This is a genomic window from Nitrospira sp. Nam74, from assembly GCF_965152615.1.
The window spans coordinates 46498-70787 of record NZ_OZ224220.1 but is presented as its reverse complement, the minus strand read 5'-3'; the positions used below and the strand labels follow the sequence as shown (position 1 = coordinate 70787).

At 56.2% G+C, this 24290-nt stretch carries 24 protein-coding genes; 17 read left to right on the top strand and 7 right to left on the bottom strand.

The window, feature by feature from the left end:
* Nucleotides 1-33 precede the first annotated feature (33 nt).
* The 5 genes from argH (at nt 34) to dapF (ending at nt 5930) form a co-directional block, all read left to right on the top strand.
* Entirely contained in the window at nt 34-1443 is a 1410-nt protein-coding gene (gene argH, locus ACWHYZ_RS00340) for an argininosuccinate lyase (RefSeq protein WP_447985318.1), read from the top strand.
* A complete protein-coding gene (locus ACWHYZ_RS00335; protein ID WP_447985317.1) occupies nt 1434-1742 on the top strand; it encodes a hypothetical protein in 309 nt (102 codons plus the stop codon). The genes argH and ACWHYZ_RS00335 overlap by 10 nt, the downstream gene beginning before the upstream one ends.
* Nucleotides 1743-1805: 63 nt before the next feature.
* Nucleotides 1806-3692, top strand: a complete 1887-nt coding sequence (locus ACWHYZ_RS00330) for a B12-binding domain-containing radical SAM protein (protein WP_447985316.1) — start codon at nt 1806-1808, stop codon at nt 3690-3692.
* Nucleotides 3685-4944 carry a diaminopimelate decarboxylase gene (lysA, locus tag ACWHYZ_RS00325; protein ID WP_447985315.1) on the top strand — a complete coding sequence of 420 codons (1260 nt, stop codon included), beginning with the start codon at nt 3685-3687 and terminating at the stop codon, nt 4942-4944. Before ACWHYZ_RS00330 ends, lysA begins: the two co-directional genes overlap by 8 nt.
* 104 nt (nt 4945-5048) lie before the next feature.
* Complete coding sequence (gene dapF / locus ACWHYZ_RS00320; RefSeq protein ID WP_447985314.1) at nt 5049-5930, top strand: diaminopimelate epimerase; 882 nt, start codon at nt 5049-5051, stop codon at nt 5928-5930.
* A gap of 46 nt (nt 5931-5976) precedes the next feature.
* Here the strand turns inward: dapF and ACWHYZ_RS00315 are convergent, their stop codons facing one another.
* Complete coding sequence (locus tag ACWHYZ_RS00315) at nt 5977-6123, bottom strand: hypothetical protein (RefSeq protein ID WP_447985313.1); 147 nt, start codon at nt 6121-6123, stop codon at nt 5977-5979.
* On the opposite strand from ACWHYZ_RS00315, the gene dapA reads away from it, so the two are divergent.
* The 3 genes from dapA (at nt 6122) to ACWHYZ_RS00300 (ending at nt 8865) form a co-directional block, all read left to right on the top strand.
* A complete protein-coding gene (gene dapA, locus ACWHYZ_RS00310) occupies nt 6122-6994 on the top strand; it encodes a 4-hydroxy-tetrahydrodipicolinate synthase (RefSeq protein ID WP_447985312.1) in 873 nt (290 codons plus the stop codon). The genes ACWHYZ_RS00315 and dapA overlap by 2 nt on opposite strands.
* 70 nt (nt 6995-7064) lie before the next feature.
* Entirely contained in the window at nt 7065-7868 is an 804-nt protein-coding gene (dapB, locus tag ACWHYZ_RS00305; RefSeq protein ID WP_447985311.1) for a 4-hydroxy-tetrahydrodipicolinate reductase, read from the top strand.
* A gap of 745 nt (nt 7869-8613) precedes the next feature.
* Nucleotides 8614-8865, top strand: coding sequence for a YHS domain-containing protein (locus ACWHYZ_RS00300; RefSeq protein WP_447985310.1), 252 nt, complete (start codon nt 8614-8616; stop codon nt 8863-8865).
* Here ACWHYZ_RS00300 and ACWHYZ_RS00295 read toward each other — a convergent pair.
* Nucleotides 8862-9173 carry a hypothetical protein gene (locus ACWHYZ_RS00295; protein ID WP_447985309.1) on the bottom strand — a complete coding sequence of 104 codons (312 nt, stop codon included), beginning with the start codon at nt 9171-9173 and terminating at the stop codon, nt 8862-8864. The two genes, ACWHYZ_RS00300 and ACWHYZ_RS00295, sit on opposite strands and share 4 nt — an antisense overlap.
* Nucleotides 9174-9404: 231 nt before the next feature.
* Between ACWHYZ_RS00295 and fsa the strand changes: the two genes are divergently transcribed.
* Entirely contained in the window at nt 9405-10052 is a 648-nt protein-coding gene (gene fsa, locus ACWHYZ_RS00290) for a fructose-6-phosphate aldolase (RefSeq protein ID WP_447985308.1), read from the top strand.
* Here the strand turns inward: fsa and ACWHYZ_RS00285 are convergent.
* Nucleotides 10009-10755 carry a uracil-DNA glycosylase gene (locus tag ACWHYZ_RS00285; protein WP_447985307.1) on the bottom strand — a complete coding sequence of 249 codons (747 nt, stop codon included), beginning with the start codon at nt 10753-10755 and terminating at the stop codon, nt 10009-10011. The two genes, fsa and ACWHYZ_RS00285, sit on opposite strands and share 44 nt — an antisense overlap.
* A gap of 163 nt (nt 10756-10918) precedes the next feature.
* Here ACWHYZ_RS00285 and ACWHYZ_RS00280 point away from each other — a divergent pair, with 163 nt between their 5' ends.
* From ACWHYZ_RS00280 to ACWHYZ_RS00250, 7 genes are all read left to right on the top strand, one after another.
* Complete coding sequence (locus ACWHYZ_RS00280; RefSeq protein ID WP_447985306.1) at nt 10919-12055, top strand: lytic transglycosylase domain-containing protein; 1137 nt, start codon at nt 10919-10921, stop codon at nt 12053-12055.
* 2 nt (nt 12056-12057) lie between these two features.
* The gene (locus ACWHYZ_RS00275) at nt 12058-13395 is read left to right on the top strand and encodes a glycerate kinase type-2 family protein (protein ID WP_447985305.1); all 1338 of its coding nucleotides are present in this window, start codon (nt 12058-12060) and stop codon (nt 13393-13395) included.
* 8 nt (nt 13396-13403) lie between these two features.
* A complete protein-coding gene (locus tag ACWHYZ_RS00270) occupies nt 13404-16058 on the top strand; it encodes a PEP/pyruvate-binding domain-containing protein (protein ID WP_447985304.1) in 2655 nt (884 codons plus the stop codon).
* 282 nt (nt 16059-16340) lie between these two features.
* Nucleotides 16341-16985, top strand: coding sequence for an outer membrane beta-barrel protein (locus tag ACWHYZ_RS00265; protein WP_447985303.1), 645 nt, complete (start codon nt 16341-16343; stop codon nt 16983-16985).
* A gap of 214 nt (nt 16986-17199) precedes the next feature.
* Nucleotides 17200-18582 carry a DNA recombination protein RmuC gene (gene rmuC, locus ACWHYZ_RS00260; RefSeq protein WP_447985302.1) on the top strand — a complete coding sequence of 461 codons (1383 nt, stop codon included), beginning with the start codon at nt 17200-17202 and terminating at the stop codon, nt 18580-18582.
* A 24-nt stretch (nt 18583-18606) separates the two neighbouring features.
* Nucleotides 18607-18984, top strand: a complete 378-nt coding sequence (locus ACWHYZ_RS00255; protein WP_447985301.1) for a pyrophosphohydrolase domain-containing protein — start codon at nt 18607-18609, stop codon at nt 18982-18984.
* Nucleotides 18985-19045: 61 nt separating this feature from the next.
* A complete protein-coding gene (locus tag ACWHYZ_RS00250; protein ID WP_447985300.1) occupies nt 19046-19549 on the top strand; it encodes a PilZ domain-containing protein in 504 nt (167 codons plus the stop codon).
* Here the strand turns inward: ACWHYZ_RS00250 and panC are convergent.
* The 3 genes from panC to ACWHYZ_RS00235 all read right to left on the bottom strand — a co-directional run bounded on the left by panC (nt 19546) and on the right by ACWHYZ_RS00235 (nt 22298).
* Nucleotides 19546-20418, bottom strand: a complete 873-nt coding sequence (gene panC, locus ACWHYZ_RS00245) for a pantoate--beta-alanine ligase (RefSeq protein ID WP_447985299.1) — start codon at nt 20416-20418, stop codon at nt 19546-19548. The two genes, ACWHYZ_RS00250 and panC, sit on opposite strands and share 4 nt — an antisense overlap.
* Entirely contained in the window at nt 20418-20978 is a 561-nt protein-coding gene (folK, locus tag ACWHYZ_RS00240) for a 2-amino-4-hydroxy-6-hydroxymethyldihydropteridine diphosphokinase (protein WP_447985298.1), read from the bottom strand. The genes panC and folK overlap by 1 nt, the downstream gene beginning before the upstream one ends.
* A gap of 144 nt (nt 20979-21122) precedes the next feature.
* Entirely contained in the window at nt 21123-22298 is a 1176-nt protein-coding gene (locus ACWHYZ_RS00235; protein WP_447985297.1) for an LL-diaminopimelate aminotransferase, read from the bottom strand.
* A 230-nt stretch (nt 22299-22528) separates the two neighbouring features.
* On the opposite strand from ACWHYZ_RS00235, the gene ACWHYZ_RS00230 reads away from it, so the two are divergent.
* A complete protein-coding gene (locus ACWHYZ_RS00230) occupies nt 22529-23362 on the top strand; it encodes a hypothetical protein (protein ID WP_447985296.1) in 834 nt (277 codons plus the stop codon).
* A gap of 11 nt (nt 23363-23373) precedes the next feature.
* Here ACWHYZ_RS00230 and ACWHYZ_RS00225 read toward each other — a convergent pair whose 3' ends face one another.
* Nucleotides 23374-24015 (bottom strand): class I SAM-dependent methyltransferase, encoded by a 642-nt coding sequence (locus tag ACWHYZ_RS00225; protein WP_447985295.1) that lies wholly within the window; start codon nt 24013-24015, stop codon nt 23374-23376.
* Nucleotides 24016-24290: the final 275 nt, after the last annotated feature.

Genomic DNA, 24290 nt, shown 5'->3' with positions numbered 1-24290 from the left:
GGAACCGGCGATGCCGCTGACCATCGAGGCTCGATGAAGAAAAAGACGTCCCGCCAGGCGCCGCATGGGAAACTATGGGGCGGACGATTTCGAGAACGGACGAATCGGCTGGTGGAAGCATTTACGTCCTCGCTGGCCGTCGACCGGCGGCTGTATGCCCAGGACGTCCAGGGCAGTATCGCGCATGCGCAAACGTTGCATCGAGCGGCCGTGCTGACGAAGCGAGAAGCCGCCACGATCATTGAAGGACTCAACCGAGTCCGCCGCGAGCTCGATACGGACCGCTTTGCCTTCATGCCGCAGGACGAAGATATTCACATGGCCATCGAGCGTCGACTCACCGAGTTGATCGGCCCGCTTGGGGGCAAGTTGCACACAGGCCGCAGCCGGAATGATCAGGTGACGACCGATCTTCGCCTCTATCTTCGCGAGGCGCTCGCCTTATTGGCGGATGAGGTTCAGCGGTGTCAAGCCGCTCTGGTGGCTCAAGCGCGACGGCATTCCGATGTCGTCATGCCCGGTTATACGCATCTTCAACGGGCGCAACCCGTGCTGTTCGCACATCATCTGTTGGCGTACGTCGACATGATGGAGCGCGATAAGAGCCGCCTCCGTGATGCGTTGACACGCGTGAATGTCATGCCGCTGGGCTCCGGAGCGTTGGCAGGCACGAATTACCCCATCGATCGAGAATACACGGCGCAGTTGCTTGGATTTTCTTCCGTGAGCGAGAACAGCCTGGATGCTGTGTCCGACCGGGATTATGTATTGGAGGTCGTCAGTGCCCTCGCCATCCTCGCCATGCACCTGTCCAGATTGAGCGAAGAATTAGTCCTCTGGTCTTCGCAGGAATTCCAGTTTATCGACTTACCGGATTCGTTTTGCACCGGCAGCAGCATGATGCCGCAGAAAAAGAACCCGGACGTTCCGGAGATCATCCGCGGCAAGACAGGCCGCGTGTACGGCCATCTCATGGGGTTGCTGACCGTTCTTAAAGGCCTGCCCCTCAGTTACAATCGTGATCTCCAGGAAGACAAAGAAGCGCTATTTGATGCGCTGGATACGGTCAGAGGCTCCGTCACGCTGTGCGCTGAACTGATGAAAGGACTGACGGTCAATCGGGCGGCGATTGCTCGCGCTGCAGACTCGGGCTTTCTTTTGGCCACCGAACTGGCCGATTATCTTGTCGCGAAAGGCTTGCCGTTCCGAGAGGCGCATGAAGTCACGGGTCGCATCGTGAGAGATTGCCTCGATGGTCGACGCGATCTGCGCGAGTTGACTCTGCCCGATCTACGCGGCTACTCCGAACGATTTGAGAAAGACGTCCTTGATGCGATCACCCTGGAAGGAGCCATTGAGCGTAAGGTTCAAATCGGGGGGACTGCACGCAAACGGGTCGAGGCACGGCTGAAGGTCTTGGAGAAAGCGCTGGCGTGCAAGTGAAGGAATGGATCACCCTCATGGTCCTCTCGCTTATGGTGGCGGGGTGCGGCGTGATGGGGCCCCCGGTTGCCCCGAATACGATCGGGGTGAATGTCAAACGAGAGGCTGATAAAAAAGAGAGAATAGCGCGCGAACAGCGCATTCAAGAAGCTCAGAAGCGGCAAGATAGGGACAGGGATGAACAAAAGCCGCAGGGTCCAGGGGAACAAACACCGAGTCCAGAAGATGTGTTGCTTCAGGGTGAGATCGTTCAGCCGGCCGCTCGACCGGACAGCGATTTCTTAGTGAGACCGAGATAACAGCGCGATTCGTACGTCCGCACGGCACAAGCCGTGCAGTGGGCACGAGGAGGAACGAACACGATGCACGTTACCACGACAGCCGGAAAGAAACATACGCTCTTGCTCGTCGATCCCTATCCCAGGAATAATCCCTATCACCTGACGGCCAGTGAACGCCGCGCCGTCTGGTTTCCGAAGCTCAGCTTGCCGGTGATCGCAGCTTATACTCCGGCCGATTGGCATGTCGTGCTGCTCGATGAGGCCGTTCAGGACATTGATTTCGATCAGCCCTGTGATTTGGTGGGCCTGTCGATTATGACGTGTTATGCGCCCCGCGCCTATGAAATTGCCGCCGAATTTCGGAAGAGAGGCAAGACGGTCGTCCTCGGCGGCGTTCATCCGACCTACTGCCCGGACGAAGCACTCAGGTATAGCGACGCTATTGTGTGCGGGGAAGCGGAAGACCTGTGGCCTCAAGTGGTCGCCGACTTTTTGGCAGGCTCGATGAAGCGTATGTATAAAATGGAGCAGTTCCCCGCGCTGGACCATTACATCAGCCCCCGGGTCGATCTGCTGAGCCCGGATGCCTACATGACTCGGCAATGCAGCTTTACCACGCGCGGCTGTCACTTCGATTGCGAGTTCTGCAGCGTGTCGCCGTTCAACGGAAAGACGACCCGCCGCCGGCCGGTCCCCGAAGTCGTAAAGGAACTGACCCACGTCAAGCAGTGGATTTGCAGCGAACTGGTTGACCGCATGTCCAACGATACGCTGTGGCAGGCGTTTCTCACCGGACTTCGCATCCGGCTTGGGATCGAGGACGGAACGATTTTCGCTTTCGTCGACGATCTTCACAACAGCAATCGCACCTACTGTAAGGAACTGTGGGCGGCGCTCAAACCGCTGAACATCAAATGGGGATGCCAGTCAACCCTGTTTCTCGGTGACGACGAGGAGATGGTCAAATTGGCGGCTGAGAGCGGATGCGTGTCCGTGTTCGTCGGCATGGAATCGCTCGATGAAGATTGCCTGGAAGAAACCAACAAACCGTTCAACCGCGTTCAGAAGTTCTCTGATGAGATCAAGATGTTTCATGACAACGGCATCATGGTCAATCCGGGAATCGTGTTCGGCTTCGACAATGATGACGAATCCGTGTTCGAGCGAGCCGTGAACTTCCTGACAAAAAACCAAGTAGAGCTGGCCTACTTTAATGTTCTGACGCCGCTTCCGGGGACGGCCCTGTTCGAGCGCTACAACAGCACCGGACGCATCTTCGACCGCGACTGGGCCAAATATGACGGCAAGCACGTGGTCTTCTATCCCAGTCGCATGACTCCGGAGCAGCTCCAGGAAGGCTTTTATTGGGCCAATCATCAGTTTTACTCGCTGCCGTCCATCTTCCATCGCTTGAGGAGCACGAAGCAGCGACTGGTGGCGCGATGGGAAATGAATCGGCAGTTCCGCAAACTGGTCAAGCGATCGTGTCCGAAGGGACGCTTGTCTCCGGTCGCCGACGTCCTCAAGGGCTTGCAGGCCAAGCTCCCGAGTTTTGCCACCGAGCAACTCATCCCGAACGCACTGATCGCCTTGAAACAGAAATTCGAGGAGACAACCGCGCCGGCGCAGGAGCTGTGGCTGAATATCAAGACAAAGCGTCACAATCAATTCGCGGCTCTGTTCGTCGAGCTGGAAGGGACATTAGACCACCTGAACGCCGAAGAATTACTGACACGAATCAAGCAGGCGGCGGAGCAGGCGAAGATGGATATCATCGTGAATTTTGAGCATCTCAAACATGCGACGCCCAAGGCCCTCGAGACCTTGCTGAACCATGACGCGCTGACCGCGATCGCGCCGCATGCAAAGATTCGCTACAGAAAGTTCACCGCGGCCTTCGCATCTGCACTGGAAGGTTTCACGCTGAGCGGCCTGGACATGTTGAAAGAGGATTGGCAAGATGCATGATTTCGAATATAAACAGGGCGAGCTCTATTGCGAGGCGGTGCCCTTGTCACGGGTTGCCAAGGAACTCGGCACGCCATGCTACGTCTACAGTTATAGTACGCTGATTCGGCATTTCCGCGCGTTCGATAGCGCCTTTCAAGGCGTCCCGCACATCGTGGCCTTCGCCATGAAAGCCAATTCCAACTTGGCGATTTTGCGCCTCATGGCGCGCGAAGGAGGAGGCGCGGACATTGTCTCCGGAGGAGAACTCTATCGCGCCCTTAAAGCCGGGGTTCCCTCGAATAAGATTGTCTTCGCCGGTGTCGGGAAGAACCGCCAGGAAATCCGGCAGGCGTTGGATGCCGATGTGCTTATGTTCAACGTCGAGTCGTCGGCCGAACTGCGGGCCATCGATGACGTAGCGGCCGAAGCAAAACGCAAGGCGCGTGTGGCCTTGCGCATCAATCCGGACATCGATCCCAAAACGCACCCGTACATTTCCACCGGATTGAAAAAGAGCAAATTCGGCATCAGCGCTGACCGAGCGCTCGAGGAGTTTAAACTCGCCTCGTCGTTACAACATATTGACGTGGTCGGAGTGCACGCGCATATCGGATCGCAGTTGACGGAAGTCACGCCCTTCGTCGATTCGTTGAAAAAAGTCTTGAGCCTCATCGAAACCCTCAAGACGTGCGGAGCCAACATCCGGTATTTGAACATCGGTGGGGGGCTGGGAATCACCTACTCGGATGAGACACCGCCCCTCCCGCGCGAGTTGGCCAAAGCGGTCTCTCCACTGCTCCGGGATCTGAAGTGTGTGATGATTATGGAGCCGGGGCGAGTGATCGTCGGCAATGCCGGCTTACTTCTGACGCGAGTGTTGTATACCAAGGACGGCGAAGCCAAAAAATTCGTGATCGTCGACGCGGCCATGAACGACTTGATTCGTCCGAGTCTCTATGGCGCCTATCATGAAATTAAACCGGTCCGCGAAGCACCCACCGCCAAAACGGAGACTGTAGACGTGGTTGGCCCTGTGTGCGAGTCCGGAGACTTTCTCGCAAAGGATCGAGCCATGCCGGAAGCGCAGCCAGGCGATCTCTTGGCCGTGATGAGCGCCGGCGCCTATGGGTTCGTCATGTCATCGAACTACAATTCCCGCCCGCGCATCCCCGAGGTCCTGGTGAAGGAAGGTGAAATGCACGTGATCCGAGCGCGGGAAGATTATGCCGATCTGGTCCGCGGCGAAAGTATCCCCGGATTTCTTGGCTAATGCACAGGGCAAAAGTCAAAATGAACAAGGGAGGAATAAGCTTCTTACGCTCTGACATTTTGTCATTTTGCATTTTCAATTTTGCATTGAGGACTTGAGGCTCTATGCGTAAAGAACAGCCAATTTCCTTCATGAAGCTCTCGGGAAGTGGAAATGATTTCATTCTGATCGACAATCGAGACCGGATAGTCGATCCTAAACGTGCGGGGGCACTATCGGCCAAAGTCTGTACGCACCGCATGTCGGTCGGAGGTGATGGCCTGATTCTCATCGAACGATCCCGACGCGCCGATTTTCGGTGGCGGCTTTTCAATGCGGATGGCAGTGAAGCGGAGTTCAGCGGGAATGGTGCTCGCTGTGCCGCGCGGTTTGCGTTCCTCAAACGTATCGCTCCCAAGCAGATGCGGTTCGAAACCTTAGCCGGACTGATTGAAGCCGAAATGGTGCCACGCTATCTCAAGCGCGACGTAAAACCGATTCTGGATCAAGTGAAGATTCGCTTTCCCGATCCCAAGGGACTGCGCCTGAATCTTCGCGTGGCGCTCGACGGAACTGAGTGGGACGCACACTTTATCGATACGGGCGTTCCGCACTGCGTGTATGTGGTTGATGATCCTGATCAGGTTGACGTCGTTGGACTTGGGCGCCCGACGCGGCATCACGCTCTTTTTCAGCCCGCCGGCACGAATGTCAATTTCATTTCCGTACTGGACCCGCACCGCATCAGGATTCGGACATACGAACGAGGCGTCGAAGATGAGACGCTCGCCTGCGGAACCGGCTCGATTGCGTCAGCCCTTATTGCAAGTCTCGTTGGGAAGGCAGAATCGCCTGTGACCCTGATCCCACAGAGTGGGCTCAACCTCACGGTCCATTTTCAGTCCGATGGGAAGCGCTTCACAGAGGTGTACTTGCAAGGCGACGCCCGTTCAGTGTACGAGGGGAAGATACTGCCGGACGCTTGGACATATTATAGAGGATGCTGAAAAGGCTGCCCACCGGCTCGTGACTGGAACCAATCCTCAGCGTACCTCAGGCGGTATGGCTCCGAGTGTTCGTCGTCAGGGCTTCGCCTCGGAAAGAGCGCCTCTCGCCGCGCTCGTCGTAGGTGAGTGTAATATTCCAGCTTTTGAGCATCTTCATCGACTCTTGAGCGACATCAGTTAAGAGGTTCGCCATGTTTGCCGGATCATCAGTCGCAATTGTCACTCCTTTTAAGAATGGACGGGTCGACGAACGTGCGCTCGGCGACCTCATTGAATTTCAGATTAACAATGGCACGGATGGTATCGTTCCCTGCGGCACGAGCGGTGAATCGGCCACCCTCACATACGAGGAACATGACCGCGTCATCGAATTCACCGTGGAAGCCACCAAGGGGCGGGTCCCGGTAATCGCAGGTACGGGCTCTAATTCAACCGATGAAGCGATCACACTGACGAAACATGCGAAGATGGCGGGAGCCGACGGCGCGCTTTTGATTTGTCCGTACTACAACAAGCCGACACAAGAGGGGCTCTATCGGCACTACAAGGCGATCGCAGAAGCGGTGGACATTCCCCTCGTACTCTATAACATCCCCGGTAGAACCAGCGTCAACCTGCTGCCTGCTACCGTCGAGAGGCTCTCATCGATCCGTAACATTGTGGCGATCAAGGAAGGCGCCGGCTCGCTGGGGCAGGTCTCTGAGATCATACAGGCCTGCGGAGAACGCATCACGGTGCTCGCCGGCGATGATGCCCTAACCCTGCCGATGATGGCCGTGGGAGCGAAGGGCGTCATCACCGTCACCGCCAATATTGCGCCTGCCGATATGGCGGCCTTGGTCGATGCCTGTGCCGCAGGCCGGCTTGATCAAGCAATGGCATGGCATTACAAGCTCTATCCATTATTCACCGCCTTGTTCTATGAGACCAACCCGATTCCGGTGAAGGAAGCCCTCGGCATGATGGGCAAGATCCAACCAGAACTCCGCTTGCCGCTGTGCCCGATGTCTACTGAAAACCGAGACAAGCTGGCGCGCGCCCTGAAAGACCACGGCCTCATTTGACACCAGCAATTATGAATCGTTCAATATCCCCTCTCTATAGGATTCACCAACCAGCATAACGAGGACTCCGATGGTAAAAGTGATCATCACTGGGGCCGCCGGCCGAATGGGCGCACGTTTGGTTGCGCTCACAAAGGAATCAGCAGCGTTGACGCTCGCAGGCGCGGTAGAACGAAAAGGGCATGGGTCCATTGGTGATGATGCCGGAGAAACGGCAGGCTGCGGCCATGTAGGGATTCGGATCACCGAAGATTTATCATCCCTATTGCCGCACGCAGAAGTGGTCGTCGACTTCTCGGCGCCCGAAGCGAGTCTCGAGCACGTGCGACTTGCCGCCCAGCATCGACGCGCAGTGGTCCTCGGCACTACAGGCTTTACCGCGGAGGACATGAGCGAGTTGCGAGTCTTAGCCCGCCACATCCCGTGCGTCGTTTCCCCCAATATGAGCGTCGGGGTCAATCTGCTGTTCAGAGCCGTGGCCGAGATGGCCAAAACACTAGGCGAGGATTACGACATTGAAGTGATCGAGGCTCATCATCGCTTAAAAAAGGATGCTCCGAGTGGAACGGCGCTCAAGTTGGCCGAGGTTCTGGCAACAGCCATGAATCGAAGCCTTGACGAGAAAGGCGTCTACGCGCGCAAAGGTCTCATCGGCGAGAGAAAGTCCGGCGAAATCGGTATTCAGACGATTCGTGCGGGAGATATTGTTGGAGATCACACGGTGATCTTTGGTGGAATGGGCGAGCGTATTGAAGTCACTCACCGCGCGCAAAGTCGAGATACCTTCGCGCGGGGGGCACTACGAGCTGCTCGCTGGGCAGTCAAGCAACAGCCCGGTCTCTACGATATGCTGGATGTGCTCGACCTTCGCTGAAGTATCTCGCCTCTTCTTTTGCGTTTTTGAATAGGTTGTCCGCCTTCGTATATCCAGCGCAATAAGCCGCCGCAGACCCATCGACAGGGTCGGCTCCTCGGATTCGATAGCTCGGCGGGAATTATTGCGCTGTGTAAGGCAACTGGTCGGCAGTCGGCGAAGGCTGACTGATGATGGCCGCACCACAGGCGTGGCACTGGACCTTGGCCTGCCCGGATTCATAGCTAATAAGTCGATAACACTGCGGGCAACACACTACAGCAGTCCACGAGGGGCGAGACACTCTCGTCACCGACGGTTTCATATTGCCACCTGAGCAAAACGAGGCCTCATCACGGGCATACTTCCTGTGTGAGGCAACAGGCGGTCAACAACGCGCGGTGATAGGACGGGGTTGCTGTTCCACCGGACGACGCCTGCCGCAATTGAGACACGCCAACACAGTGATGACGAGACCTGCATTGAGGTCGACCGCCCGCTCCAACAACATTGTTCCCTGACACTTATCACAAGTCTTCATACCGTGAGCATAACATGCGGCCTTCGCATGAGACCATCAGCCGAAAGTCCCTCTAGTCGAAATCAAAAGGCCCTTCGGCTCGTTTGGTTAATGAGCCGTTCGGGCCGCGGATTCTAGTCGTCGTCGTCGTAGGAACAAGTTGGAGTCACTGCGACCACTATACGTTGGGTTCCTTGACAGCCATTGGTAGCTGCCATAGGATGTCGGTGGGTAGCGGGAGATTCTATGTATCGTCTATTGTTGATCCTCGGTCTGTTGATTATTTTGTATTTCTTAGTCAGGAAAGCTCTGCGCGAGTTTAATAAGCCATCGCTCCCCAATCAAGGGAGTGCAGAGGCCGATCAAATGATTCAAGACCCGGTGTGCCGAACATATATTCCGCGGGGGAATGCCGTGAGTGCGAGCATTGGAGGGCAAACCTATTACTTCTGTAGTAGGAACTGCGCGCAGACCTTCCAGAAACAACTCTCAGATTAGCATCCTGAATATTTATACGAATTCAACTTTTCTTCCTTATCGAACTTCAGTGTAATCTGACATTGATTCGGCGCAAAATTAAAATAAGGCGCGCTGCTTCTCCCGCCCGCGATTCGAAAATAGATCCACTCTTCTCCACCAAAAAATCTCGCCGCTTTTCCGCTAGGAGTTCCCCAGTTTTTCTCGAACCATGCCTTATCTTTGCCTTCCATCTCAGCCGGTTTGAGCGACGCATCGAGGTAAGGATTGCCCCCGCACCCGGCGGTCAACACTATCATGAGCAGAAGCCACGCTATTGATCGTCTCATATCATGCTGCCCTCCACAGCCGTCAGCCTCCAAGCGATTGACTCGCCGCGACGCGCTGCCTAAACGCAGCTAGGCCTTGTGTTACACGCCTCTTTTCCATCGCACGATGATTGTAGTCGTCGAACCTGACCCTGTCAAAACCTCGGTGACATTGCATTCGACTGTCGATGCTCATACAATAAATCTATTATTTAACTCTTCAGCGACAAACCCTTGTCCAAAGGAATGGCCATGAAGATTTACCTCGATACCGCAAATGTGAAGGACATTAAGGAGGCGGTCAGCCAGGGATCAGTAGACGGCATCACCACGAACCCCTCGTTGGCGGCGAAGGAAGGACGGGATTTCAAGGAGCTGGTACTCGAGATCTGCAACCTCGTCGATGGTCCTGTGAGTGCCGAAGTCATCAGTGTTGAAGCCGATGCCATCGTGAAAGAAGGCCGGGAACTGGCCAAGCTCCATAAGAATATTGTAGTCAAGTGTCCGCTGATTCCCGAAGGGCTGAAAGCCACCAAGCGACTCACTGCAGAGGGCATTCGAGTCAACGTGACACTCTGTTTCTCGCCAACGCAAGCGCTTTTGGCCGCCAAAGCCGGAGCTTGGTGCGTCTCTCCATTTATTGGACGACTGGACGACGTTGCCACCGATGGGATGGAGCTTATCCGGCAGATCATCGCCATCTACCACAATTACGATTTCAAGACTCAAGTGCTTGTGGCCAGTGTGCGACACACCATGCACGTCGTAGAAGCCGCATTGGCGGGCGGAGACATTTGTACGATGCCCTATAGTGTCTACCAGCAGCTGATTAAACATCCGCTGACCGACATCGGCCTCAAGAAGTTTCTCGCCGACTGGAACGCCCAACGACTGAGCTGATTCTTTCAACAGAGGGCCGCCTGCGACGAGACGGCCGCAGGCCGGCTCCCTCCTCCTTCGCACTCGATGGATTTAAAGCGCTCGACATTGCCTGTACAGCTTGTGCAAAGACCTCATGAAACATCGAGGCGGTCAGCTTGCCGGTGAAGGTATTTTGCTGGCTCGGGTGGTACGAACCGATGAGCGTGACGCCCCATGGAAGCCGATAGACGACTCCATGTCCAAAACGCAATGCCGGTGAGGGAACCTCATAGCCCAATTCACGGCATGCCTTGATATATTGATCGAACGCAATCTTCCCAAGCGCAACGACCACCCGGATGTTCTTTAGCAGACGAAGCTCGTCCAACAAATAGGGGCGGCAGCGATCAAACTCCGAGGGCGTGGGTTTATTGTCGGGAGGCGCACAACGAACCACGGCGGCAATATAGCAGTCCTTGAGCGCAAGACCGTCGTCCTTATGAGTCGACTGGGGTTGATTGGCGAATCCATAGCGGTGGAGGGCCGCATACAGCCAATCGCCGCTTCGATCTCCGGTAAAGATACGACCGGTGCGATTCCCCCCATGCGCCGCCGGTGCCAACCCGATCACGAATAACCGGGCGGACGAATCCCCGAAGGCAGGAACAGGCCGGCCCCAATAGCTCCAGTCGCGATACTGCCTCCGTTTGAGACGCGCGATATTTTCCCGATGGGCGACCAAACGGGGACACTTCCTACACTCGGTGATAGACTGATTCACTACGACCAGTGACCGCATAGACTGGAGTGTATCATAAGCTCTCATGATCAAGCTGATCAGACTTGCCGAGGGATCGCGTTCCTGATAGCATGACTACGTTGTTCTCATAACGGATTCGACGCTTGTGACAACCGGATATTGTGCCCCGAACTGCTCGTCACTTTCCCGCCGACTCATTATCAGCCTTCTCATCTACGTGGGCATCGGACTGCCGGTGGTACATAGCGCCGTCAGTGCGGATATCCCTACTTCTGATATCCCGGAGGTGACTGATACAAAACCGGCAGCCGCCATCCCACCGCCACCTGCTGCCGACACAGAGAAAAGCGGGTCCATGGAGGAGCTGGTCCCGGCCTCTGGGGAGGAACTGGACTCAGGGCAAGGGAACGACACGCCGCTGGTCGTGGTTCCACCAATCGAGCGGCCGAGTCAGCGCTACTTCCTCAGCTCCTTTAAGCTCCCGACCCAACTGACCTTTGCCGGGGTATCGGTTCCGATGGACAACTGGCAAGTCCGCGAGCGAATCGAATATGAATTTTACCAGTTCCTCGCCGAAGAAGGCGAAAGCATCATCATGGCGAAGCGGACGGGCAGGTGTTTCCCGCCGGTCGAGAAACAGTTGGCTCAGTCAGGTCTTCCCGACGATCTGAAATACATGTTGCTGGTCGAGAGCAAATGCATCTCCGCCGCCTTTTCCAAGGCGAAGGCCTCCGGTCCCTGGCAGTTCATTGGGTCGACCGGAAAACGCTACAAGCTCTATAGCAACCAATGGCGGGATGATCGCCGGAACCTCGAAATGTCCACTGAAGCGGCGATTAAGTATCTCCGTTATCTCAAACAGGATCTGGGAGACTGGTTCCTCGCGATGGCCGCCTACAACGCCGGTGAAGACCGGATCAGAAAACTGCTCAAGGAGCAGCGGGTCAGCGACTATTGGAAACTGCATTATGTCCGGGAGACGATGCGGTATGTCCCTCGAATCATTGCGGCCAAGGAGATTTATTCTCAGCCCGAGAAATACCTAGGCCTGACCAGGAAGGATCTCTATGCCCAGCTTGAGACGGAAACGGTGGCCGTGACGATCAAGGAGACACAACGCCATTTGGCCTCCATCGCTCAAGACTACGGCTCTTATTTTCTCGAATTGAAAATGCTGAATCCCGAGATCCGCAAAGATTCCCTGCCCAAAGGCACACACTCCATTCGCATACCGAAACAAGCCTGTCCCTTTCGCTGCCTCAAGCAGGATACCATTCCCTAAACATGCACATCGACGTGAAGCAGCTACGAGTCCGCATGTTGCTCGGACGTATGCTGACGTCTGCCCTCACTGCAGTCGATCCCTATGAAGCGGTGCATCAAGCCGTCTTGCTTAAGGGCAGGACACTTCGAGTAGGCGAGCATCGCTACAATTTGGCGCGGTACAAGCGCCTGCTTGCCATCGGAGCAGGAAAAGCGTCGGCTCGCATGGCTGTCGCCCTGGAACAACGCCTCGGCGCGCGACTGAGCGGCGGCGTAGTCGTGGTCAAATACGGACACGCGGCATCGACCTCAATCATTAATATACAGGAAGCCGGTCATCCGGTTCCCGACTTGAAAGGCCAACACGCGACGGAACGGGTCTTGGCCATGCTCAACGAGCTCACCGCCGATGATTTGATCTTTGTCCTGTTGTCCGGGGGTGCCTCGAGCCTGTTGCCGGCTCCTGCGCCGGGCGTCGCGCTGGCCGATAAACAGCGGACGACGTCGCTGCTCTTACGCAGCGGCGCGACGATCGCCGAGATCAATACCATCCGCAAGCACCTCTCGGCCATGAAAGGCGGTCGTATGGCGGCGGCGACACGCGCTCGCTTGATCACCTTGATCCTGTCCGATGTGCTGGGCGATGATCTGGGCACGATCGGCTCGGGACCCACGGCTCCGGATGGAACCAGCTACGCCGATGCCATTCAGATTTTGCGCCGCTATGGCATCTGGAACAAAGTCCCCCGAAACGTACGCGCTCATCTTCTCAAAGGCCGGCGAGGAGCGTATCCTGAATCGCCGAAGCCTGGAGCGAGCATATTCCGCAGGGTCCAGAACCAGATTATCGGCAATAATCAGGGTGCTGTAGAGACCGTTGCCCAAGTGGCGAAACAATCCGGACTGCACCCGCTTATTCTCTCGACGTTCTTGCAAGGGGAAGCTCGTGAAGTGGCCAAATGTTTTGGCGCGATTGCGCGTGAGATCGTCTCCACAGGACGACCGATTCGGCGCCCGGCCTGCGTCATTGCAGGAGGCGAATTGACCGTCACTGTCCGCGGTAAAGGGCAAGGGGGGCGCGCCCAGGAGTTCGCGCTCGCGGCAGCCCGCGAAATCGCAGGACTGTCGAATGTATGGATCGCCGGCTTTGGGACGGATGGAACGGACGGACCAACCGATGCGGCCGGGGCTGTTGTAGACGGGCAGACACTCACACGGTCCGCCGGGTTTCGTATGGATCCAACGGATTTCCTCGATCGCAACGATGCGTATCACTTCTTCAAGACGGTCGGAGGGCTCATTCGTACAGGTCCCACCGGCACCAACGTCAACGACCTCTATCTGCTGATTGCCTTGTAACGCTTCCGATGTATGAACCCTACCTCGTCCCCTTGGAATCCAGCCGAGATCGGGCCCTCTGTGGTGGCAAGGCGACCGCCCTGGCCTCGTTACTCCATCATGGGTTTCGCGTTCCACCGGGCGTATGCATCACGACGCGCGCATATGAACACACGCTGCAGGCCGCCGCGCTGAGCCCTCCCGAACAATGGGCACGGATACAGCATTCTTCAGAATCCGAACGCAACACGGGGCTAGAGGAATATCGTGCGCGCATCCTATCACTATCGATACCTGAAGACATTCTTCAACCCTTGGAGTCCGTGCTCGGCGATATCGGACAGGCCTTCGGGCACGATCATGACATGCTTTGGGCCGTACGCTCGTCCGCCACTCAGGAAGACGATGCGCAGCGCTCCTTCGCGGGCCTGTATCAGACGATTCTGGGTGTGCCTCGTGCCGCCATTCCGCGCGCCGTGAAAGAATGCTGGGCTTCTCTCTGGACGTCATCAGCCTGGGCATATTATGGGAGGGGAGAACCCTACGTGAGCATCCCGGCCATGGCGGTCATTATCCAACCATTGCTCTCTCCCCGCGCAGCCGGCGTCGCGTACTCTCATCATCCGGTCACAGCATCGCCCAATGATGTGATCATCAATGCCGTCCTTGGGCTAGCAGAACCGTTGGTGAGCGGAGCCGTCTCGCCCGATAGTTACATCGTACAGGTAAAACATGGCACGGAAGCAGCGCACATGCTCGAACGACACATCGCGCTAAAGTTCACCGCGCGGAGACCATTGGGGGCTGCCGTGTACGACACGGCGGTCCCCGTTGCCGAACAAGACCAACCTTCGCTGGCCGATGAAGAGGCCTTTGCAGTGGCACACCTCATAAAGCAAGTAGAACGAGCGATGAACCAGCCAGTCGACGTGGAATGGGCCATTGATGAACGAGGCATCTGGTTGCTGCAGACTAGGCCCATCACAACGGCCCACAGTAAGGTTGCGATGAGTGACGCGACGTCCGCATGGTCGCGTGCCAATTTTAAGGAAACTCTTCCCGACCTGCCGAGTCCATTGGGATTGTCTTTTCTCCGCGAGTTTATGAAGACGAACATCTTACGTCATTACATCGAGCTTGGCTGTTCGCTCCCTCCCGATACCTCTTCGGTCCGGATTATCCATGGGCGGCCGTATATCAATGTGACGCTGTTCCAATCTTTCATGGCGCAACTTGGCGGTGACCCTGCCCTCGTCGCAGAACACATGGGTGGCGATACGCCCTCGTCCCCCGCTGTGAAACAACTGCCATGGTGGCGGCTCCTCAAGGCTGGGCTCATGATCGAATGGAAAATCAGACAGGCGAGTAAACGCGCGCCACGTTGGTTTGAGGAAATGAAATATATGGCCGATGGCCTCGGCGGCGCTCCCACAGATGCATGTTCGCCCCTTGAACTGCTCAGTCGGTTAGATCATCTCGGCGAACGGCTTGCCTCGTGCGACCTCACATTTGCGATTGTTGCAGGAGTGTCGCAAGGCTTTTCTGCCTTGCAACGCCTGCTGGAACGGAGAACCGGCGGCAATTGGCGGCCGCTGCTGAACGAGGCGCTTCAGGGACTGGGCACGGTCATTAGCGCACGGCAGATCGTACGGCTGGCAGAATGTGCAGACCTCGCCAGAGAAGAGCCAGTCGCATCGCAGTTTTTTCACGCTGAACCGTGGGAGTCGGCCATGTTTCGAACTAGGCTCGCCGGCACGCGGTTTCTTCACGCATTTGAAGAGTACCTGGATGAATATGGTCATCGCGCCGTTGCAGAATCAGATGTCATGTCCCCAAGGTTTGTTGAAGTCCCGGGCGAAATCCTCGATGTGGTTCGAACACACGTGAAAGGCGCATCGCCGCCGACGGACATTTGCGGCCGACAATCCGAGCAACAAGAACGCGCGCTTGCGCGCATGCGGTCGTCCTTTGGGTGGCGCTACCATGAATGGATTTGTGTCCGGTGGTGGCACGCGCGTCTGAGCCGATTTCTTGCGCTGCGGGAAGCCAACCGTCACCATTTGATGTATTTTACATCTGCCGTGCGGCGGCTCCTTCTGGCGCTGGGCCGGCGCTTCGCCGCGGATGGCGTGCTGAACCACCCGGACGATATCTTTTTTCTCGTCCACGAGGATATTCAAAAGATAGTCTCTGGAGACAGCCGGAACTGGAAGGCCGTAGTGGCATCTCGCCACGCGGAGCGCTTGTGGAATACCACGCAGCGGGCTCCTGATTTCGTCATGGCGCAGAGACCGGCGATACTATCGACGGACGAACCCCCGTTAGGGTCCGGACCCATGCTTCATGGACTCTCGATTAGCTCCGGCGTCGTATCCGGGACGGTTCGCCTTGTTCGCTCCCGACAAGATTTTCGAAACGTCCAGCGAGGAGACATTGTCGTCACGTCCGTCATCGATCCGGGCATGGCCCCACTCTTTGGCTTTGCCGGAGGACTCGTGGCAGAGATGGGAGGCATTCTTTCCCATGGGGCCATCATCGCAAGAGAGTATGGTATTCCCACCGTGGCGAATATTGCTGGAATCACACGATTCGTACAAGACGGCCAATACATCACTGTCAATGCCGATTCAGGGCACGTAATAATCTCAAACGACCATTCCGCACAGTGTTCCCCGTCAACGTAATATTTCTACTACCGTCTCATTCCAGAAATACCGATACCGTTTCTCCTGTATATACACTAGAGACCGTCATGCGGGAGGGGCTACAGTGCCGAGCAATATTGTGCTGAAATGGCCACTGTGTCGCTTTTAGGTGATAGTGTCGACACTATTGGTGTCGGCCAATCAGTGTATACACCTAGTATTGCTTTGAGCGCTCTGACATTGGCTTGAGCAAGGAATGAGGCACAGGACTTGCTGAAGCAACCGAGGTTCACGCAAGTCAATAACCATTGAGGAGGAATAATGCAGAAGCGAAGTCTTTATTTTTTGATAGTAGCGGCGATGTTCTGTACATGGGGGGGGATGAGTCCCCTTTCCACGCATGCCCAGTGGGTCGCCGAAGGGCAGGCGCCAGAAGGGCGGTGGACCGCTGGATTCAGAGCCGGGTTCAGCCCCATAACCCAGGAAATGTTCTTTAGTACGGATACGAGCGTCGGGCCTGTCCTGAACTTCATGGGCATGTATGGCATCAATAAATGGATGAATGTGGGTCTCATGCTGGAATATAACCGCTACGGCGTGAGCACCGAGGGACCAATAGATATCGGCACGGTAAACACCGTGTCTTTATTGCCGACGGTCGAATTTCGTCCCGGCCGCCTCGGCCGCATGGTGCCCTACGGATCCGTCGGCATGGGAGTCAATGTCAATTCACTCAGTCAAGACGATGCCTCAAAACGCAGTAGGGGAACGATCAGCACGCCCAATACATTTGCATTTCGAATGGCGGGTGGCATTGATTATCCACTCAATGATCGATTCGCGCTAAACACTGAGGTCGCTTGGAAACGCAATCGCGGGGGGCTTGAAGTGAACAATGTGGATGCCGGCTCCTTTGACGCCTCGTCCATCAACATTCTCTTTGGTGTGAAATACACCTTCAGGTAAGAAGCAACTGTCTCTGCGCTTCCTTGGTGCTTCAGAGTACCGAGGAAGCCCCCCTTATCGCGCGTCCACCCTTCATCTCTTTATTGGTTCCCTTCCAACTACCGAGTTATTCTTCACCGGTGAGAAGGCAAGGCCGAAGCGTCCTTGACGACGGCCGTCAATTCCCGTACCCTTCGCCCCCAGTGACCCTCATCGACACACCTCTGATCAAGACATGGATGCGATATCCCTATCCATAGGCCTGGCGGCGGGTCTACTCCTCGGCGGTCTCCTGACTGGACTATTGGTATCGGTTCGCCTGCGTGCCAAGATTCAATCCCGGCTCATCGATTCAGCAGAACGCGCGCAGCGCGCGGAGGTTGAAGCGGCGGAATTGCGTAAGCAAAGCGATTTCGAACGTGAAGAATTGGCTCATGTACGCGACGCACTCGCGGCCGCCTTGCATGCACAAGCCGTTGCGGAAACAAGAGTCGAGGAAACGACCAAGCATTTGGATGAGCAAAAAACATTGCTTGCCCAAGCCCGCCACGAGTTGACGGAGACGTTCAAGGCCCTTTCGGGTGAAGCGCTCAAGACGAATAACGAAGCGTTTCTGGATTTGGCCAAGTCGTCATTTGAAACATTGCGGGCCGAGGCGAAGGGCGAGCTGATTCAACGCCAGCAAGCAATCGATGACCTCGTGAAACCACTCCATGGCGCGTTGCAACGCTACGAAGATCAGCTTCACCAGATGGAGTCGTCACGCCAGTCGGCTTACGGCGGACTCGACCAACATCTCAAGCAACTCGCCGACTCCCATCAACGGTTACAGCAGGAAACGAGCAACCTTGTCAAAGCGCTGCGCGCGCCCAACGTCCGGGGCCGCTGGGGCGAGATCACGCTGAAGCGAGTCGTGGAACTTGCCGGTATGATCGCGCATTGTGATTTCTTTGAACAGGAAACCGTGGCGACGGACGACGGGCGTTTGCGCCCCGATATGGTCATCCGGCTACCGGGCGGGCGACAGATCGTGGTGGACGCCAAAGCTGTGCTGTCGGCCTATTTAGAAGCCCATGAAGCGCCGGATGACATGCAGCGTCTCGAACATTTTCGCAGGCACGCCACACAAGTACGAACTCGCATGGACCAACTCAGCGCAAAGGCGTACTGGAACCAATTCCAGCAGACACCTGAAATCGTCGTTCTCTTTCTCCCGGGGGAGCATTTCCTGGCGGCCGCGCAGGAGCACGATCCGATGCTCACCGAGGACGGATTTGCTCGGCGGGTTATTGTAGCGACGCCGAATACATTGATCGCGCTACTCCATGCCGCCGCCTATGGCTGGCGACAAGAACAGCTGAGCCAAAGCGCGCAACAGGCCGGCCAGCTCGGAAAGGACCTGTACGAACGCATGTCCGTCCTCGCGGAGCACTTGGAAAGCGTAGGTCAGGCATTAACCAAGAGTGTGCAGGCTTACAATAAGGCGGTCGGATCGCTCGAGACGCGCATTTTACCGGCGGCCCGAAAGTTTAAGGAACTGGGGATCGCCTCGGATAAAGACCTCCCGTTACTCGACGCCATAGAAGTGGCGCCCCGCGCGCCTTCGGTCGATGAGTGAAGGAGACAGGAGAAAGGGATTGCGATGACCGATGCTCAACACATGGTGGCTGAATTCCATCAAACGTTTGGGATTCTGACAGCCAATGCACCAACCGTACAGGATGAGCAGACCAAAACGCTACGTGTTCGATTGATTCAGGAAGAGTTCGACGAGCTGAAAGAAGCACTGGACCAAGGAAACCTTACCGCAATGGCAAAGGAACTGGCAGATCTATTGTATGTCGTCTATGGCACTGCCGTTTCCTATGGCATCGATATGGAGCCTGTCTTTCGGGAGGTCCATCGGTCCAACATGACTAAAGTGGGAGGCCATAAGCGGGCTGATGGGAAATGGGTGAAGCCGGCGCATTACTCTCCCGCATCGATTGAACCGATCTTGACGGCCCAGGGCGCTCCGTAGTAGGTTCGCCGTAAAGAAAGCACCGCTTTTCCGGGCAGCACTGCCATCAGGTGGAGGTCTGATGAAGCCAGAGTGCCCCCAGTGCCACGCTGATATCGCTCGCCGGATTAGCCGATCGGGGCCGGTCGAACGTCTCCTCAATTTTTTCTCACTCTATTCTTTTCGATGTCAACTCTGTGCCCATCGGTACCGAACGTTTGCGATCGGGACTGAGGATATCGCCCTTCCATCGGACAAACGACAATTCGAGCGGCTTCCCACGAGCGTTCGCGCCACCATCGTGGGGCCGCAGGGAAGGTCGGAAGACGTGATCACGGATTTGTCGATGGGGGGGTGTACGTTACAAACCACGACTGCTCTCACCAAAGGCGCTTTTCTGCATCTCAACCTGCAACCGTCGGAACGTGAGCCCGCGATTGTCGTGGAAACCGCCATGGTGCGCTCAGTCCGATCCGAGCGTGTGGGGTTGGAATTTCTAGAATTTGAGGGCGCTCAAAAAGAGCGGCTTGCTCGATTTGTGCGCGGCTTATTGCTGACCCGTCAGACAGCACCTGCGATGGGTTAACGTCTGCTAAGGCTCTGCACTTTCCTCTTCCTCGCCACCAGATTATCGATCAGGCGAACCGACCCGAGACGGATGGCGCCGAGCAGCACGACTGTCCCGGTGATACGCGTGAGCGGTTCCAATGAATGTGGATCACACACCGACAGATATTCGACCTGCACCATCGGTTCCGAGGCGAGTGTCATCAGCATCCGTCGCCGGATGCGAATCGCGTGTGTAACGCCCTCGCGAATGGCCATCTCTCCGGTCTGCAAGGCTCGATACAGAACCGGCGCGGAGCGGCGTTGAGCATTCGTCAAATACCCATTGCGGGAGCTCATCGCGAGCCCGTCCGGCTCGCGAACGGTCGGACATTGCACGATCGCCGTGCCGACATTGAGGTCCCGCGCCAACTGCCGAACCACCACGACTTGTTGATAGTCTTTTTGCCCGAAGAAGGCGGTGTCGGGACGGATGATATTCAGCAGCTTAGTGACGACGGTCGCCACGCCGCCAAAATGAGTGGGCCTGTGTGCGCCTTCCCAGCGCTGTGACACACCGCGCACCGTAACACCGGTTTCAAAGCCGGGACGATACATGGCCTCCTGAGATGGCACAAAGAGCACATCCACATCTTCTTCGCGGCACATGGCGGCGTCCTGCTTTAGTTGTTGCGGGTATCGCAAAAAGTCTTCTTGAGGACCGAATTGTGTCGGGTTGACAAAGATGCTGACAATGACGGCATCGCATCGTAACCGCGCCCTTCGAATCAATGCCCTGTGGCCCTCATGCAACGCCCCCATCGTTGGAACGAAACCGATTCGCACACCTTCACGCTGAAGAGCGCGACTAGAGGCACTCATGGCTGATACTGAACGAATGATTCGCATTATGCGGATGGTGGACGGTCACTGCATGCGGGGCGAGATCCATACCGGGAGTTCGGCCGGGGCACGAGGCGGCGAATGTGAGAAGATGGAAGGCGGTCCAAGAGTTCCGAGACGGACACCCCCAGCGCTGGATGCCTCCATTCCGGAGCCAACTCGACCATTGGAACCAGAACAAATCGCCTCAGGTGAAGTCGGGGATGCGGAATACTGAGATCATTCTCGTGGAAGATGCGGGATCCGTAAAAGAGAATGTCGAGATCCAGCGTTCGAGGTCCATGGCGCTGATCATGATCGCGTCCTAACGCCTGCTCAATCTCACGGCAGACCTCCAGAAGGCTACGGGGCACGATCTCCGTCTCCAAGCACACCACTCCGTTCAGGAATAAGTCCGTCCCTGGATTCGTCCGCTCATCGACGACCGGCTCTGTCTCATAGAGCGAGGAGACCGCCATGACTTGGGAATGCGGCAGGAGACCCAACAGCGTTACCGCCCGATCACAATAATCCTGCCGATCCCCCTGATTCGACCCAAATCCAATGTAGACCCTTTCACGCGCCACTACTCTTCCTTATCCTCTTCCTCAGAGGCAGTTACCTGTCAGGAGGGAGAATTGGACTGGTTGCCTTTGCGCGCATCGAGCGAGCACATTCCGATTGTGCGCGCTCTGCGAGCACCGCTACCAGTCCAATCCTCCCTCTCCGATCTAAAATCCAACTTTCCCGATCCGTTCAACGGCCTGCGCCAACCGCTCCTTCGATGTTGTCACGGTCATTCGAATGTAGCCTTCACCCGGTTGACCGAAGCCATTGCCGGGGGTCGTGACGACACCAGTCTGTTCCAGTAGATGGGCTGTACACGACGCAGAGGTATAGCCCTTTGGCGCGGTGACCCAGACGTAAAATGCTGCACGCGGCATTTCCACCTCAAGTCCCAACTTTCTCAATCCCGGCACCAGCACATCCCGTCGTTCTTGGTATATTTTTCGCAGCCCCTCGGTGACATGATCATCCAGGTGCAAGGCCGCGATCCCCGCTTCTTGTATGGCCTGAAAGACCCCGGAATCTAGATTGCTCTTGACCTTGCCTAATCCCGTGAGAATGGCCTTATTACCCACTGCAAAGCCGATGCGCCATCCGGTCATATTGTACGTTTTGGACAAGGAATGGAACTCGATGCCTACATCCTTCGCTCCGTCGACCTCGAGAAAGCTGGCCGGGCGTTGCCCATCAAAATAGATTTCGGAATAGGCGGCATCGTGGCACACGATGATCTGATGCTCCTGCGCAAAGGCCACCACGCGCTGAAAGAATTCCTTGCCGGCGACCACCGACGTCGGATTATTGGGAGAATTGATAAACATCAACTTGGCCCGCCTGGCGACATCCTTCGGAATCGCCTGAAGGTCGGGCAGAAATCCATTCTGCTTCAGGAGCGGCATGATGTATGATTCGCCGCCCGCGAATGCGGTCGCGACGGGATAGACTGGGTAGCCCGGACTCGGCACCAACACGATATCGCCGGGGTCCACAAACGCCAACGGAATATGGCCGATGCCTTCTTTAGAGCCGATAAGCGTCAGGACCTCCGATGCGGGATCCAGAGAGACAGCAAAGCGACGTCTGTACCAATCGGCAACAGCCGAGCGAAAAGACAGCATGCCTTCATACGAAGGATATTGATGATGCTTCGGATTGCCAGCAACTTCCTTTAGCCGTTCAATGATAGGGGTTGGCGTAGGAAGATCCGGATCGCCGATTCCTAAATTAATGATATCGACCCCGCGCGCAATTGCCTTTTGCTTCATCTCATCAATCGCGGCAAAGAGGTACGGAGGAAGTGTCTTAATTCTGCCGGCGTACTCAATCGGGAAGGCTGCCATTCGCTTGCACTCCTTTTTCTTTCGTATTGTCAACAGTTGTCACGTTTTTGAACGTCCGCCCACTCGCCTGACCCGGCAGGGACAGTTCAAACTTGGACGCTAGGGTACTTCAGAGGATAGGAATGAATCAACGTCGAGGTCGGCGGTTCGCAATCGTACACCACACCTCGCTCGAGCGACCAAGGGCCGCTGAGTAGCGCTTTCCTATGCTCTCGGCTAAAATAATCCCTATGATTCGCACGATCCGCACCGCAGAAGACCTGGCCTCGTTACTGAGCCATACACAAGCATTTCCGGGCGGCCAGATCACGAATCTCGCCGTCCAGAAACAACGGATCTTCGATGAAACTTCCGGTCGTGAAATTACCGCAGGCACCACCATCTCCACGATCATCCGATATGAGGTCGCCATTCGAGGGGTGGAAGGGCTCTATTCGGTCAGCCGCGTCGCCAAGCTTGTCATGAAAGGGGTCACGGATTTTTCGATTTTCGAGCAAGAGGGTACCGATTTTTCAGAGATCAGCTTACTTCACGCCGAGACATCTGGGGGCCGGCTTCGCTTTTGGTTTGACCCCCACGGGGAGCTGTATGTCATTTGCGATGAAGCTGAGCTCGAAGAGGTGTCGCGGCCGGGATCAGTCAGACCCATTCGAACGGGCATGACGGAATGGACCTTTCAAGCAGAAGCCGGTGAATTACCCCCGATTGATTGGTTTCTGGAACATCTGGATCGAGTGGGAGTCCCATGTGCGTGGCGGATGGCCAAACCGAGGAGTCCTGCTCATCCGGCCTTTCGCTGGGGCGGTCTGCTCCTTCCCGCGTCGGCGCAAGGATTGCCTCGGACTGGTGGTGGTGTCTACATCCAAACCTACGGTGCGTTAGATGGGTACCGCTTCGGCATCACGCTACGAGCGTCCGATCCTCACGAGGAAGATATCGGCCGCCTGCTCATGGTGCTGGCGGACATCATTGCCCGTGGATTTTCCGGCCTGTGCTTGGCCGGCCACCACATCATGGAGCGGGATGAATGGCTCGGAGGGCAAAATGTTGGACAGGGAGCGTAGACGGAAGCTTATCAGTGGGTGGCCATCGCAGAACCGTTCTTGCGGTTGACACACTCGACCAAGTGCCAGAACTTCAACGGATTGACCTTCTCTTTCTTGGCTACATGCAGCGTGGTGCCTTCCAGGACTGTATTGAGCGAGAGATCGGTCCGAAACCCAATATGCTTGCACAGGGGTGAGATAACTTTTTCGACAGCGGCGATGAGCTTGTTGCCATTGCTGAAGTGGTTGAGCATGATGATGCGTCCGCCAGGCCGACAGACACGAATCATTTCCGTCACCACCTTCCGGTAATCAGGCACGGCGGTCACCACATACGCCGCCATGACGGTATCGAAGCTATCGTCTTCGAATTCCATCTGTCCGGCATCCATCCGCAACAATTCCACATGGTTTAAGCAATAGGAGGCCATGCGCTTCTTGGCTTTCTCCAACATCCCTTCAGAGAAATCGATACCGATCACCCGGCAATGGGCCGGATACAATGGCAACGCCAGACCGGTGCCGACGCCGACTTCGAGAATACGTTCGCCTGGCTTGACGTCGAGCTTGCGCACGGCGGACTCGCGGGATTCATGGAAGATCCGTCCAAAAATCTGATCGTAGACCCCGGCGTACCCCGTGTACACGCGCTCTAATTTTTCTAAATCCATTATCCCCTCCGCTCTCATACGACCTCTCTCACACACCTCGCCTGCGCAGGCGCATGTCTATAAAGGGCAGTGGAAAACCGAATGCAGGCGGGAAACCCTTACTTGGCGTTGCCGGGAAGGCCCACCTCAAGCAGAAAACTCGGCGTAATGTAGCGAAAATACGTGGTCGAGTCAACCGGTTCCTCACGGAGATGCCCTGTCAGACAGCCGGCATTTCTGGTGATCATGAGGGATGACGTCAGCAGGGTGTGACGGAGGCACGTGTTGAGATAAGA

What these genes read in the sequence shown, in the direction of transcription:
- argH (WP_447985318.1), top strand. Translation starts at nt 34, where the DNA reads ATGAAGAAAAAGACGTCCCGCCAGGCGCCGCATGGGAAACTATGGGGC.
- ACWHYZ_RS00330 (WP_447985316.1), top strand. Translation starts at nt 1,806, where the DNA reads ATGCACGTTACCACGACAGCCGGAAAGAAACATACGCTCTTGCTCGTC.
- lysA (WP_447985315.1), top strand. Translation starts at nt 3,685, where the DNA reads ATGCATGATTTCGAATATAAACAGGGCGAGCTCTATTGCGAGGCGGTG.
- dapF (WP_447985314.1), top strand. Translation starts at nt 5,049, where the DNA reads ATGCGTAAAGAACAGCCAATTTCCTTCATGAAGCTCTCGGGAAGTGGA.
- dapA (WP_447985312.1), top strand. Translation starts at nt 6,122, where the DNA reads ATGTTTGCCGGATCATCAGTCGCAATTGTCACTCCTTTTAAGAATGGA.
- ACWHYZ_RS00315 (WP_447985313.1), bottom strand. Translation starts at nt 6,123, where the DNA reads ATGGCGAACCTCTTAACTGATGTCGCTCAAGAGTCGATGAAGATGCTC.
- dapB (WP_447985311.1), top strand. Translation starts at nt 7,065, where the DNA reads ATGGTAAAAGTGATCATCACTGGGGCCGCCGGCCGAATGGGCGCACGT.
- ACWHYZ_RS00300 (WP_447985310.1), top strand. Translation starts at nt 8,614, where the DNA reads ATGTATCGTCTATTGTTGATCCTCGGTCTGTTGATTATTTTGTATTTC.
- ACWHYZ_RS00295 (WP_447985309.1), bottom strand. Translation starts at nt 9,173, where the DNA reads ATGAGACGATCAATAGCGTGGCTTCTGCTCATGATAGTGTTGACCGCC.
- fsa (WP_447985308.1), top strand. Translation starts at nt 9,405, where the DNA reads ATGAAGATTTACCTCGATACCGCAAATGTGAAGGACATTAAGGAGGCG.
- ACWHYZ_RS00275 (WP_447985305.1), top strand. Translation starts at nt 12,058, where the DNA reads ATGCACATCGACGTGAAGCAGCTACGAGTCCGCATGTTGCTCGGACGT.
- ACWHYZ_RS00270 (WP_447985304.1), top strand. Translation starts at nt 13,404, where the DNA reads ATGTATGAACCCTACCTCGTCCCCTTGGAATCCAGCCGAGATCGGGCC.
- ACWHYZ_RS00265 (WP_447985303.1), top strand. Translation starts at nt 16,341, where the DNA reads ATGCAGAAGCGAAGTCTTTATTTTTTGATAGTAGCGGCGATGTTCTGT.
- rmuC (WP_447985302.1), top strand. Translation starts at nt 17,200, where the DNA reads ATGGATGCGATATCCCTATCCATAGGCCTGGCGGCGGGTCTACTCCTC.
- ACWHYZ_RS00255 (WP_447985301.1), top strand. Translation starts at nt 18,607, where the DNA reads ATGACCGATGCTCAACACATGGTGGCTGAATTCCATCAAACGTTTGGG.
- ACWHYZ_RS00250 (WP_447985300.1), top strand. Translation starts at nt 19,046, where the DNA reads ATGAAGCCAGAGTGCCCCCAGTGCCACGCTGATATCGCTCGCCGGATT.
- panC (WP_447985299.1), bottom strand. Translation starts at nt 20,418, where the DNA reads ATGCGAATCATTCGTTCAGTATCAGCCATGAGTGCCTCTAGTCGCGCT.
- ACWHYZ_RS00235 (WP_447985297.1), bottom strand. Translation starts at nt 22,298, where the DNA reads ATGGCAGCCTTCCCGATTGAGTACGCCGGCAGAATTAAGACACTTCCT.
- ACWHYZ_RS00230 (WP_447985296.1), top strand. Translation starts at nt 22,529, where the DNA reads ATGATTCGCACGATCCGCACCGCAGAAGACCTGGCCTCGTTACTGAGC.
- ACWHYZ_RS00225 (WP_447985295.1), bottom strand. Translation starts at nt 24,015, where the DNA reads ATGGATTTAGAAAAATTAGAGCGCGTGTACACGGGGTACGCCGGGGTC.